Source organism: Cytobacillus sp. BC1816 (assembly GCF_051353635.1).
Lineage (GTDB): Bacteria > Bacillota > Bacilli > Bacillales > Cytobacillaceae > Cytobacillus > Cytobacillus oceanisediminis_C.
Genome location: NZ_CP195611.1, coordinates 991,402 through 1,004,643, shown reverse-complemented (window position 1 = coordinate 1,004,643; position 13,242 = coordinate 991,402). Strand labels below are relative to the sequence as shown.

Genomic DNA, 13,242 nt, shown 5'->3' with positions numbered 1-13,242 from the left:
TGAAAAGGATGATGACAAATGATGAAAACAGCAGCAGTATTAGGAGCAACAGGCGGAATGGGCTATGCTCTGACAGAGGCATTATGCCGCAGAAATATTAAAACTATCGCTTTTGCAAGGTCTGAAGAAAACCTGCTTAACTTCAAAAAAAGCTGGGGACAAAATGCTGTTATCCATGCTGGTGATGCCTTGAATCCAGATGAGGTTGAGAAAGCAGTTTCCGAAGCAGATGCAGTGTTTCATGCCATCAATATCCCTTACCCGGACTGGGATCCCACACTCTCAATTATCTTAAATAATATCCTGCAGGCCTGCAGCAAACATCATAAGCCTGTTATATATGCTGATAATATATACTCCTATGGTCTTCAATCCAGCCCTGCAAACGAAGTTTCTCCCAAGAATCCGCACACGAAAAAAGGCATGCTGCGCCAGGACTTGATTGAGATTATTAAAAGATCTGGCGTACCATACATTATTGCCCACTTCCCTGACTTTTACGGCCCTAATACAGGAAACACACTTTTACACTATACTCTCAGCCAGATCATTGAAAAGAATAAGGGCATGTTTGTCGGCAAAACTAATATACCGAGAGAATTCATTTTCATTAAAGATGGAGCAGAAGCATTAGCCGAGCTTGCATTGAATGAAAACTCATATGGTGAAGCTTGGAATATCCCTGGTGCAGGAACCATTACCGGAGAAGAAATAGCCAGTATTGTTTCTCAGCATCTTACAAGATGCGTTACCTTCAGACCTGTCCATAAGTGGATGATTCGTGCCATCGGTCTATTTGATCCCATGATGAGGGAATATACAGAATTGATGTATTTGAATCAGACGCCTGTTATATTGGACGGCAGTAAATATGAAGCGAGAATTGGCACTCTCCCTAAAACACCATACGAGGCTGGGATTAAAGTGACACTGGATCATTTACTAAACGAAAGGAATGCCGCATTCTAACGGCATTCCTTTATTTAAAGAATGAATTTTTCTTTTTTCCCCTTAGGATATCACCCATCCAGCCTTTTTTTACTAACATGATATAAAGACCAGCTGTTGAGGCAGCGATGATGAGGATCGAGAACAAATACCCGTACTTCCACTCCAGTTCGGGCATAATTTTGAAATTCATGCCCCAGAGTGCTCCCCAGGTTGCGATCGGAGTCATGAGGGTGGTTATGACCGTGAGCGTCTTCACGATTTCATTTCCCCTGTGCATGGATACCATTTCTTCAAAATTTACCAGGTCATCAATTTCCTGCTGATACTCCCGCACCAGCGTATAGCCCCTTTCAATTCGCTTGCACGTTCTTTTAAATTCAGTTCCATCGGTAACACCTTCACCAAACGTCTCTTCTACACCCAGCCTGATTTCCTTAACAGGAATCATGATATTCTTCCAAACCAGGATCTGGTGGCGGAGCTCATAGATTTCCTCCAGGCGGTTAATATTATTTTTCTCTTTTATTTTCCATAGCAGCTCATTTAACCGTACTTCAAACTTATCAATCTTCTGGATGTTATCACTTAGGATCTCGCCTAAAATCACGAAAAATCCATCAATGGCATTATGGGTATAATCCATTTTTTTTAATAGCAATGAATCATCAGACTGAATGACAGATGAATCAAAGCTGACAGTGATGAGAAAATCCCTTGTCAGAAAATAGTGGAACAAACTATTTTCATGCTGCTCTTTGACTTTCTGCTGATAAATGAGGGAACCGCTTAGAAATTCCTTTTCACGTTCTGAAGTATCTATTTTCATTACATTTGTTCGGTTCTCGGAAGTATTCTCGGCCCATTCCTGTATAACCCCTTTATAGTCGCCAGCCTCATTAAACTCTATTTCATCCAGATGATCGTAACGGTACCATTTCCAATTATCTTCACTATATTCTTTTTCCATCCCCATCTTCCTCCTGGAATCCTATTCCTTTTTAATAAATATTTCCCCTCTAACGGCCTCAATAAAACCATGTAGAAGGGGTAATTATTTCTATTGCTGGAAACAATGTTATTAAGACTAAATGTTTGCATTTCAATATGCCGGGTAAATAAACACCAAGACATACAAATCCAATTATTTGAAGGAGGAGCATAATCATGAATTCTCGTCCGTTAAATCCATATCTATTAGCCGGTGTTGGCATTACAAGTATTTTATTGCTGGCAAGCAAAAATAATCGAAATAAGGTTCAGTCTCTTGCAGTTAAGATGAAAGGCATGCTTCCGAACCGATTTATAAATGATACAGTGCCTGAAGAAAAACTTGGCCACCCGGACCCGCATAATATTGAAGATAATAAAATGGTTGACGAAGGTGCCATGTATTCAGTGAATTACTATAACGAAACCGTACAGCAATGACCTAAGGACTGGCTTCCTTAGGTTTTTTACATAATTCTAAATTTTCGGAGGAAGCAAGATGGGCGTTCTTTTCATCCTGATTTATTTGGGAATCGTTTTGGCTGTTATTGAAATTCATACACTGATCTTCACATATACCGGGCTGGATAAGCCTATTGCGAGATTTCAGGTGATCAGCATGCTGACAGGAACCGGTTTTACAACCGGGGAATCTGAACTGATTATCGACCATCCAATCCGCAGAAGATTCGGAGCCTTTTTAATTTTATTTGGCGCCTTTTCATTGGCAGTAATCATTTCGGCAATCAGCAGCATCCTCTCAGATGAATTCTTTACTGCCAAGATCTCGGTCGTTGCCGCTGTCCTGATCCTGGTTATTTTTATTTTAAAGATGCCTAAAGTGCGCGATTATCTTTCGGGGAAACTGGAGCATGAGCTCGAAGAACATTATGATTTTCGCGATCTCCCGATAAGAGAAGCGCTGCTTACGGATGATACGGATCATGTATTGGACTATACCATCAATGAATCATGCGATTTCATTGGTAAAGAATTAAGGGAATTGATTGAAGATGACGAAGATATTAATGTGCTGTACATCCAAAGAGGTGAAATAAAGATCAGAAAAGACCGGCTTATCACTGAGCTTCAGGAGGGAGATCATATCATCCTGTACGGAGATGAACAAACGATTGAGAGCAAATTCGGGGAAAAAAATGAGGACAAAAAATGAAGCATCTGCCCATGACGGGAGATGCTTTCTCATTTTCAATTAAACTGCTTGGCTGGCGATAGATAGAGTGTCAGGCCAATTTTTCTGCATACTGTTACATAATGCATCATGGCCAGGAGGACAGCTCCCATATTCATGCCCATTATGATACCGTCCATCTGCAGGCTGTGCATGGATCCAAGCACGAACATGGCTGTAAATGAAACAACAGTTGACCATACTGAATGATAAAACGCATCTTTCATGAGGCCCAGGCCGATTAAATAAGCCTGCATCGGGATAATGAAAAAGTGGAGCAGAAAAAATGGCCACAGCAGCTGTAAATAAACGGCTGCATCTGTGGAGTGGAAAAACACCTCGGTCAGCGGCCGTGCAAAAAAATAGAAAAGAACGACCGATGGGATCCCGTATAAAAAGGTGACAAAGAACACCTGCTGAAGAAGTCTCCGAAGCTCCTCCAGATTTTTATCCGCATATTCTTTGGAGACTGTCGGGATCAGCATGATTAAAAATGAATGGGCAATAAAGGATGGAAAAAAACCGATCGTCATGGCGACACCAGCAAGCATTCCAAAATGTTCTGTTGCGACTTCGCCCGGCACTCCTGCCTTTAAAAGCGCCCCCTTAATCAAGAATGGCTGAACAGCATGTGTCAGAGCATGGAAAACTCTCAAAGCAGTCGTCGGCACTGAAACAGAGATTAAGTTCTGCCTGACACTACTTCCGCTTACAAATTCAGATGGCTCTTTTTTAATACGGTGATACTGGATAATAAACATATTCAGCAAATAGAGAAAAACAACAATCTCACTTCCTACAAACGTACAAAATGCAATAAAGACTGCTGTATTGACATCAAATTGAAAGGCCTGATAAAGAACCACGAGCAGAAGGAGCTGAACGGATTTGCGCAGAAAATTGGAGGCTGCAATTTTCCCCATTTGATGCTTGCCCATGAAAAAGCCTCTAGCAATTGAGGAAAAAGACACGATTGGGATGAACCCGATCACAACCCATCTCAGGAGCGGATGGTACTCATTAAAGACACTGACAAACGGAATGATTGCCGCTGCAATCGGAACCAAAACCGCTGTAAAGATAATGGTCAGCTTGATGACATGATGGAGCATACTGAGATGATACCTTTTATCCTTTTCAGCTATGAACTTGGAAATAGAGATTGGAAGCTCAAAACTAGCCAGCAGCACAATCAGAAATATGGTCGGCAAAATCGACATGTACATGCCGAGTCCCCTCTCCCCCAGTTCCCGGGCAAGCACCATATTTACCACAAACTCTATACATTCGCTTGCAAAAGCAGCCAGTGCAAGCAATATGACTCCTTTGAAGAATTTACTCATTGCGCCTCTCCTTATATAATGCAGATTCTATATAAGATATGAGACATGCCCCAATAATATATTGCCCTTTTTGAACTTTTAAGAAAATTAATATAACGAAAAGGAGGGCAGGCTACCTGCCACCCTCCTTCCAACTAAAATACAAAAACATGTGCAATCAGTACAATAACAGGTAACGTAATAACCGTTCTTTCAATAAAGATAACGAATAAATCCAAAAAGCTCAGCGGAATGTTTGAACGCAGGATCAGGATCCCGATTTCAGACATGTATACTAATTGTGTTAATGACAAGCCCGCCACGACAAATCTTGTCAGCTCGCTCTCAATCCCGCTTCCGATCACGGCAGGAAGGAACATATCAGCAAAGCCAACAAGCATAGTTTGTGCTGCTGCTCCTGCTTCCGGCAATTGCATAAACTCCAAAACAGGAATGAGCGGGTATGAAATAAACTCAAATACAGGCGTGTATTCCGCAATAATCAGGGCTGCTGCTCCCAAGCTCATAACAAGCGGAATCAGTCCCATCCAAATATCTAAAACGGTTTCGATCCCATTGGTTAATAGCTTTTTGGGACCCGGGGCATTCCTGGCTTTATCAATTGCCTGCTCCCATCCCCATTTCAATTTCGAAACCCCTTCCGGAATGGTTTCATCAATCTGCTGTCCTACTGGCTCATAATAGGTATCCGGCTTCCGGGATAATGGCGGAATTCTAGGCATAATCAATGCTGCCACGACACAAGCTGCAGAAACGGTTAAATAAAAGGGAATGAATAAATGCCCAAGGCCAACCACATTCGCAACAACAAGACTGAAAGCAACTGATGCAATCGAAAAGGTCGTCGCAATGACCGCTGCTTCTCTTTTTGTATAAAAGCCTTCATCATATTGCTTCGTCGTAACCAAAACACCTACAGTTCCTGCGCCCATCCAGGACGCAAGGCAATCGATAGATGACCGTCCGGGAAGTGTAAAAAATGGTCTCATAAATTTTTGGACAAGTGCCCCAATGAATTCCATTAATCCAAATTCCACTAAAAGCGGCAGAAGGATGCCGGCAAAAAGGAACCACGTAAGCAAAACGGGAGCCAGGTCATAAAGAACCACTCCGCCAGTATTCCGTGACCAGATAAATTCAGGCCCGATCTCAAACAAAGTCATGATTCCTACTGCGAATCCAAGGATTCTCATGGTTAATCCAAACTTGCCGGTATCAAATAATCCTTTTAAAAACTTATTATCCAGTATAAATGCGGGTTTTGCTGCTTTTGTCAGGATGGAAAGAAAAGCCGATACTCCTAAAATGAAAATGATAATGGCAGGCATCTGCTCACTGAACGCATTACCTACTAGTGATGCTAAAATACCAACACCAATGGTTACGTCTCCCTGAAATTTAACTGGAACCAGAAATAGGAGCGACCCAATTAATGATGGAATGATAAATTTCCAATACTCTCCTGTGGCGGCCTGCGGCTTAACCCTTGTCTCAGCTTTCATTCTCATACCTCCTTATGAATTGGAAACAACTGCTTCATGCTCTGTAAGTGCTTCTTCCAATACTTTCAGTCCCTGGTCAATTTGCTCCTTTGTTACGATAAGCGGCGGAATCATCCGAATCACTTCCCCTGAATTTCCGCAGAGATAGAAGAGGACGCCTTTATCAAGTGAAGAGTTCAGAATATCCATTACCGCATTTCCATCCGGTTTTCCGGTTTGCGGGTCGATTATTTCAATGCCGATCATCAGCCCCAGCCCTCGAACACTGCCAATTGCAGGATGTTCGGCTTTCAAATCCTGTAATTTCTTTAATGCATACTCTCCCATCTGCTTTGCATTTTCCAAAAGGTTCTCTGTTTTTAGTACTTCAAGAGAAGCTAAAGCTGCAGAGCAGGCAATCGGATTTCCGCCGAAGGTTGTTCCATGGGCACCAAGCGGCCATTTTTCCATCAGTTCTTTTGATGCTGCAGTTGCGCTTAATGGCAATCCTGCCGCGATTCCTTTTGCAATCGCCATGATATCCGGCACAACATCAAAAGTCTGAGCGGCAAACCATTCTCCAGTACGCCCAAAGCCGGTTTGCACTTCATCAAATATCAGCAGGATACCATGCCTGTCACAGATTTCCCTGATCTTCTGCATCCATTTCTTCGGAGGAATGATATAGCCTCCTTCTCCTAGAACCGGTTCAATGATCATGCAGGCAACCTCTTCAGGGTCCACCTGATGCTTGAACAGTGTTTCAGCATCCTTTTCCAGTTTTTTTGGGAAGAACTCCTCAGGATCTTCACCAAAAGGGCAATCCCGCTCATCCGCATATGGAAGCTGGTAGGTCAGCCAGGACGGCTGCTGAAACTTGCGGTATTTGCTCTTCGATGTTGATACACTGAGTGCCCCCATCGACCTTCCATGGAAACAGCCTGTAAAGGAGACAACATAGGGCCTCCGCGTGACATACTTTGCAAGCTTAATAGCTCCTTCGATTGCCTCAGTCCCGCTGTTCGCAAAGAAAAAGCAATCCAGATTTCCCGGCGTAATTTTTCCTAGCTCATCTGCGAGCCGCAAAATCGATTCATAGATGATAACGCCTGACGGGCCGTGCACCAAATGATCTGCACTGTCTTTAATGGCCTGTACAACCTTTGGATGGCGATGTCCGACATTTTCCACTGCGATGCCTGATGTAAAATCCAAATACTCTTTTCCGTCGACTCCGTAGTAATAGCAGCCTTCCGCCTTGACCACCGGCAAATTCGGATGGTCCTTTGCCATGCTTGGCGCCAATAAGTTTGAAATGTTTCCGACAAGATGACTCCAATTTTCTCCGTTCATACTTTCCCCTCCTGAATCCTGCATTAGATGTAAATGCTATGTTTGCTCTGCTATTCTTTAATGCAATATTCATGCCAAAGTATGTATTAACAATCATATTTTTTTAATTTTCTTACTACTGAAGGCTGACTGATCCCCAATGCCCCCGCTATTTCAGTAGTGGTTCGGTAACGCTGCCTTGCATTGATTAATACTTTCCTCTCTACATCTTCCAAAATAGCAGGAAGAGATTGCCCCTCAAAATCTATAAAACCATCTTTTTTTTCTTGCATATGGTATTCATAAGGCAGGTCCTGTTTCATGATCATCGGGCTGGTGCTTGTCACGATAAGGCGTTCCATCAGGTTTTCAAGTTCTCTTACGTTTCCCTTCCATTCCAGCTGCAGCAAGTGATCGACCAGGGGTCTTTCCAGCTGCCTTTCCCGATTATGCCGTTTGGAGATAGAGTGGAGAAAATAATGAATGAGCGCAAACAAATCCTCTTTCCTCTCCCTTAAAGGCGGTATCTTCAATGGCACCACGTTCAGCCGGAAGAATAAGTCCTGCCTGAAATCCTTGGATTCAACTGCTTTCTCGAGATCCTTATTTGTAGCCGCAAGGAGCCGAAAGTCTGCCTGAACAGGCTTTGTTCCTCCCACTCTATAAAACTGCTTGTCTTGTATGAATTTCAGCAGCTTTGCCTGCAGATGGGCTGAAAGTTCGCCAATTTCATCAAGAAATAGCGTGCCTCCTTTTGCCATTTCAGCAAATCCCATTTTTCCTTTATTCTTTGCACCTGTAAAAGCACCGCCTTCATACCCGAAAAACTCAGCTTCAAAGATGGATTCTGGAATGGCACTGCAGTTTACTTCTATGAACGGTCCGTCTTTTCTCGTACTGTTTTGATGAATCCATTTGGCGAGAGCAGATTTTCCGACACCAGATTCACCCAGGAGCAGGACTGTGACATCTACATCCCGGATTCTTCTGATGGTTTCGGCTATATTTCTCATCGCCAGACTGTCAGCTATCATGCCATCCAATTTGATGCTCTTATTGCGCAGGAGATCCAGCTCGCTTTTCACCCTTGCCATTTCTTCTTCGACACTGTTCAGGTATTCTTTTATAACAAGAAGCTCTGAAACATCGTAGGAATAGCTGACAATATGTTCGATTTTTCCAGTTTCATTGAATACGGGAATACCAGTAACCAGAATCTTTTTTCCTGAGCCGGCTTTTTGCACCAGAATGACTTTTTTCTTTTTCTTTAATACTTCAGGAGTAATCGCAGGCTTGAAGACCCCCTTTCTTTCCAGATCATAAACAGATTCGCCGAGTAGAGATTCTGGTTCAACGCCATAATGACTGCCGCTGCCTTTACTGACTTTTATAATTATGCCGTCTGCATTAGTAACCATAATGTCTTCTTCCATTGAAGATATGACTTCTTTGTCATTATTCCAATCCATGAAAAAGCTGTTCATTTGGGTCCTCCGAAAAAATTATTCAATATTGAATAGCGGTTCTTCTTTTGAAAGATCTTATTATTAAAAGAAAATCTCGTGAAATTATTCAGATTTAAATAATTATTCAAATTTGTATATTACTATACAGGAAATAGATGGAAACTGAAAGGTTTATTTGAAATAAATTTATATTAATTCGATAATATGCATAAAAAAAGGCTAACTCATTTGTTAGCCTTAACTTTTCTTTATAAAATAGCATCAAATTTCCTGTACAGCTCTTCCCTCTTCTTTTCAAGCTCTTCTTTTTCATTATAAAATGTTTGCAGTTTCTCCAGGTCCATTTCCGATTCCAGAACCGTTTCTAATTTCATAAGAGTTGTTTCAAGTTGTTCAATTGCGTTTTCCAATTCCTCTGTTTCCTGCACTTTATCCTTTTTCTTCGGAGAAACAGCTGCTATTTTAGCCTTTTTCACAGGAGGAACTTCCATAACTGCTCTCCACTTCTCCTCCATTTTCTTTCTGGCCCGATCATAATTCCCTTCATAGTAATGAAGTTCTTTTTGATCAATCCAGTATATTTTGCTGAATATTCGATTGATAAAGTAACGGTCATGGGATACAGCCAAAATGGTTCCATTGAATTCTTCCAGTGCCTCCTCGAGTACCTCTCTAGATTCGATATCAAGATGATTGGTCGGTTCATCAAGAATAAGAAAGTTAATGTCCCTGTGCATAAGCTGAGCCAGCCGAAGCCTCATTTTTTCACCGCCGCTCAATTGTGAAACTTTACGAAAAACAGTGTAGCCATAAAAGAGGAAACCGGCCAGAATATGGCGTGCCTCTCCCTCTGTTACAGCAAGCCCTTCCCTAAAGGCTTCCATCACCGATTGATCATCTGCATCTGCGAAAACATGCTGTGACAAATAGCCAACTTTCAGGTTGCTACCTCTCCGACTTTCCCCAGCATCAGGTTCTAGCTCTCCCAGGATCATTTTGACCAAAGTCGATTTTCCTGATCCATTATCCCCCACAATAGCTGTCCGGTCGCGGAATTGGATGTGCATGCTGACGTTTTGGAATAAGTGCTTACTCCCAAAAGACTTGCTTACTTCTTTCATCAAGACCACATCTTTTCCGCTCCGCTCCGATGCTTCAAGATCCATATTCATTTTTTTGCGGTTTAATACAGGGCGATCCAGCTTCTCCATCCGATGGAGGGCTTTTTCCATGCTGCTTGCCCGTTTATGAAGGCCCGCGTTAGGCGGGGTGCATTGATTGGCCCACTCTCTTAACCTCTTGATGGCTTCCTTCATCTTCTTGATTTTTTTTTGCTGTTCCTCATATTGATGAAACTCTCTCATCAGCCTTTCCTCTTTCTCTTTTACAAAGCCTGAATAGTTTGTCTGGTAAAGGGTGATTTCTCCATCTTCCAAATCCAGAATCTTGCTGGCCGTTTCATCTAAAAAATACCGATCATGTGAAATGAGCACTACTGTCCCTTCATAATTCTTTATAAAATCAGCCAGCCATTCGACTGCCTTTATATCCAGGTGGTTGGTCGGCTCATCCAGCAGAAGCAGATTCGGGCTTTTCAGCAGCATGTGGGCGAGGCATACCTTTGTTTTTTCACCACCGCTTAGATTGCTGAAATCCTTGTTCAGAAGACTGCTGATATCGAGGCCATTTGAAATGCGGTCTATCCTGCTATCCATTTCATAGCCATTGTTCAGTGCAAACTGATCCTGCAGCTTTCCGTACTCTCCAATAAGTTTAGTTAATTGATCCGGAACCGTTTCATTCGCCATTTGCTTTTCCATTTTCTTCATCGTTTTTTCCATCTCCAGCAAATAAGTAAAAGCTGTTTTTAAAACATCAATTGCCTTCATACCTGCCGGATAGTCCGGAATCTGTGTCAGATAGCCAATCTCACACCCCTTTCTCCAATGAATTTTCCCGGTATCCGGGACTTCTGCTCCAGCGAGCAATTTGAACAGAGTCGTTTTTCCGCTTCCATTTCTTCCTGTCAAACCAACCCTATCCCTCTCATGGATTTCAAAGGATATATTTTCAAACACTGTATTTCCGCCGTAACTTTTTCCGACTTGCTGTGCGCTGCATGCAATCATAGATTTTTCCTCCAAATTTATAAAAATATACATAAAAATAGCCATAGGAAACATACTCCTATGGCCTAGGTAAAATCTGATAAAATGAAGCTCTTACTGGACGGTTTTCGGCCCCAGTTAGCTGTGGGGCAATGCGCCGGCCACCCAGTTGCTGCCAAAATGCGGCAGCTTTATACTGAGTTCATTTAATCGGACTTTTATTGGAAGCTTAACGCATCAAGATTTCTATTGCGAAGCTTCCCACAATTAAACGGGATAAAAAAAAGAGAGCTTGAAGAAGCTCCCTTCACCGTTCTTTATAATGGCGTTAAAGAGATGTTCTCACTGTTTTGTTTTCATATGAAATTTGCTAAAAAAGGGCAGACTTGTCCCGTAAACAGCAAAACCATGAAAAATTGCACGGTAAATAGTCAGGAATTCAATCCATTCACCACGTGCCAAAACAGTTCCACTCATCTCTTCTCCACCTCCATTCAAATAAGTTAGTTTTATTTTAATATTTCTTCAATTTAAAAGCAATGGATACTTTTCCAGCATAATGCGCATTTTTTAGAAGCAGGGGTCCACGGATAAGGAAAAGTTATAATCGCTAAAAAAGGAAGCCCTTGGTGCGGGATTCCTTTTCAATATTATTTCCACGTTTGGATTTGATCTGTCTCAAGGATGCCAAGTGTAACGTCACTGATATCAGGGTCATCAAGCAGCTGATTTCTTACACCAATTTTTATATCATCCGCATCGGCAAGTGTGAGGCCTTCGACCAGCTCAATGTAACCTTCCACATGATATCTTCTTCCCTCCTGAATCAGCCGCAGCTGTTTAATATCCACGACCTGAGGATCTCCGAGAATAATTTGGGCGATCCGGTCTTCAATATCTTTTGGTGCCGCTACACCAATCAGGCCTAGCGTATTTTCAAATCCGATTTTTACAGCGATACCCACCAAAAGCAGCCCAATTAATATCGTGCCGACTCCATCCAGGAAGTAAAGTCCTGTAAAATGGGCAATTAATATCGAAACAAGGGCAAGCAAGGCGCCAAATGTCGCAATAATATCTTCATAAAAGACCAGCCGCGTTGGAGGGGAGGCCAGCCTTACATTTTTAAAAGCAACAGGCACAATGCCAAATCCTTTGGCAGGATTCCTGGTTTCATGGCCGATTTCTTTCATGGCCTTCAATAAAATAAATCCATCGACAGCAACGGCAAGAAGCATAACTCCTACATTGAGCCAGAGGTCGGTTGATTCCTTTGGATGCTGAGTTAATTCCCAGCCTTTATGTAGCGTTTCATAGGCCATGATGGAAATGACGATAACGGCAATTAATACGAACAGATTGATCACCCGGCCAAATCCTGTAGGGAATCTTTTGGTTGGCGCCTTTTCGGCAAGCGCACTGCCAAAAAATACAAAACCCTGGTTCAGTGCATCAGCAAGGGAATGGAGGGTTGTGGCAAGCATGGCCCCGCTCCCGCTTGCAAAAGCTGCAAGCCCTTTAGCAATCGCCAATGCCGTATTTCCGATTGCTGCCATTCCCGATGATTTGTTTCCTTTTTTCAATAAAGCAATCACAGACATTTCATCACCGCCTAATTTTTTTGTTTGGTTTTATTGTTACCCTCATGAGCCGATTCTGAATCATTTTTTTCCGGTTCATCTTATAGGCAAAAATAAAAAGAGCTAATATCACAATTAGCTCTCCAACATTTATTTAACCAGCGAGTGCTTGAAGGCATAAATGACTGCCTGGGTTCTGTCCTGCACCTGCAGCTTGCTTAATATATTGCTCACATGTGTTTTGACTGTTTTTAAGGCAATGAAAAGTTCGTCGGCGATTTCCTGATTCGTTTTGCCTTGTGTCATTAAAAGAAGAATTTCCATCTCTCGGCTCGTCAGCTCTTCATGGGGCAGCTGGTGATTTTTCTGCCTCATTCTCACCATCATTTTGCCGGTCACTTCCGGTTCCAGCACCGATTGTCCATGATAGGTCGAACGAACTGCCTCAGCTATCTCACTGGCTTTCGAGGTTTTCAGCATATAACTTGTCGCCCCTGCCTCCAAAGCCGGATAAACTTTTTCATCATCAAGGAAGCTTGTAACAATAATAATTTTAGCTTCCGGCCATTGCTCGATGATTCTTCTTGTCGCTTCTATACCGTCCATTTCTTTCATGACGAGATCCATCAGAATGATATCCGGCTTCAATTCGAGTGCCAGATCGATTGCTGTTTTCCCGTTATCCGCTTCTCCTATAACCTCAATATCCGGCTGTGCCGTAAGATAGGAAGACACTCCAATCCGAACCATTTCATGGTCATCCACAAATAAAACTTTAATCATTGGCCTCACCCTCAGAATT

Annotated in this window: 12 protein-coding genes; 3 read left to right on the top strand and 9 right to left on the bottom strand. The window is 42.4% G+C overall.

The features are described from left to right. Positions 1-18: 18 nt before the first annotated feature. Positions 19-969, top strand: a complete 951-nt coding sequence (locus ACR42H_RS05335; protein WP_282142149.1) for an SDR family NAD(P)-dependent oxidoreductase — start codon at positions 19-21, stop codon at positions 967-969. Between the two features lie 10 nt (positions 970-979). On the opposite strand, the gene ACR42H_RS05330 is transcribed toward ACR42H_RS05335, so the two are convergent. Further along, positions 980-1,918, bottom strand: a complete 939-nt coding sequence (locus ACR42H_RS05330; RefSeq protein WP_282142150.1) for a magnesium transporter CorA family protein — start codon at positions 1,916-1,918, stop codon at positions 980-982. A gap of 197 nt (positions 1,919-2,115) precedes the next feature. On the opposite strand from ACR42H_RS05330, the gene ACR42H_RS05325 reads away from it, so the two are divergent. Together ACR42H_RS05325 and ACR42H_RS05320 are read left to right on the top strand one after the other, a co-directional pair. Continuing rightward, complete coding sequence (locus ACR42H_RS05325; RefSeq protein ID WP_258744172.1) at positions 2,116-2,379, top strand: hypothetical protein; 264 nt, start codon at positions 2,116-2,118, stop codon at positions 2,377-2,379. A 58-nt stretch (positions 2,380-2,437) separates the two neighbouring features. Next, complete coding sequence (locus tag ACR42H_RS05320; RefSeq protein WP_282142151.1) at positions 2,438-3,112, top strand: TrkA C-terminal domain-containing protein; 675 nt, start codon at positions 2,438-2,440, stop codon at positions 3,110-3,112. A gap of 35 nt (positions 3,113-3,147) precedes the next feature. Here ACR42H_RS05320 and ACR42H_RS05315 read toward each other — a convergent pair whose 3' ends face one another. The 8 genes from ACR42H_RS05315 to ACR42H_RS05280 form a co-directional block, all read right to left on the bottom strand. Beyond that, positions 3,148-4,473 carry a polysaccharide biosynthesis protein gene (locus ACR42H_RS05315; RefSeq protein WP_009334957.1) on the bottom strand — a complete coding sequence of 442 codons (1,326 nt, stop codon included), beginning with the start codon at positions 4,471-4,473 and terminating at the stop codon, positions 3,148-3,150. Between the two features lie 134 nt (positions 4,474-4,607). Then, a complete protein-coding gene (locus tag ACR42H_RS05310) occupies positions 4,608-5,975 on the bottom strand; it encodes a YjiH family protein (RefSeq protein ID WP_282142153.1) in 1,368 nt (455 codons plus the stop codon). Between the two features lie 12 nt (positions 5,976-5,987). Beyond that, the gene (locus tag ACR42H_RS05305) at positions 5,988-7,307 is read right to left on the bottom strand and encodes an aspartate aminotransferase family protein (RefSeq protein ID WP_282142154.1); all 1,320 of its coding nucleotides are present in this window, start codon (positions 7,305-7,307) and stop codon (positions 5,988-5,990) included. Between the two features lie 86 nt (positions 7,308-7,393). Further along, complete coding sequence (locus ACR42H_RS05300; protein ID WP_282142155.1) at positions 7,394-8,770, bottom strand: sigma-54 interaction domain-containing protein; 1,377 nt, start codon at positions 8,768-8,770, stop codon at positions 7,394-7,396. A 230-nt stretch (positions 8,771-9,000) separates the two neighbouring features. Next, positions 9,001-10,881: a ribosomal protection-like ABC-F family protein gene (gene abc-f / locus ACR42H_RS05295; protein WP_436374962.1), complete on the bottom strand. Its 1,881-nt coding sequence runs from the start codon at positions 10,879-10,881 to the stop codon at positions 9,001-9,003. 321 nt (positions 10,882-11,202) lie between these two features. Continuing rightward, positions 11,203-11,337 (bottom strand): RAxF-45 family protein, encoded by a 135-nt coding sequence (locus ACR42H_RS05290; RefSeq protein ID WP_258549820.1) that lies wholly within the window; start codon positions 11,335-11,337, stop codon positions 11,203-11,205. A gap of 173 nt (positions 11,338-11,510) precedes the next feature. Then, the gene (locus tag ACR42H_RS05285; RefSeq protein WP_113883067.1) at positions 11,511-12,461 is read right to left on the bottom strand and encodes a cation diffusion facilitator family transporter; all 951 of its coding nucleotides are present in this window, start codon (positions 12,459-12,461) and stop codon (positions 11,511-11,513) included. 129 nt (positions 12,462-12,590) lie between these two features. Then, the gene (locus ACR42H_RS05280; RefSeq protein WP_436374961.1) at positions 12,591-13,223 is read right to left on the bottom strand and encodes a response regulator; all 633 of its coding nucleotides are present in this window, start codon (positions 13,221-13,223) and stop codon (positions 12,591-12,593) included. Between the last annotated feature and the right edge of the window lie 19 nt (positions 13,224-13,242).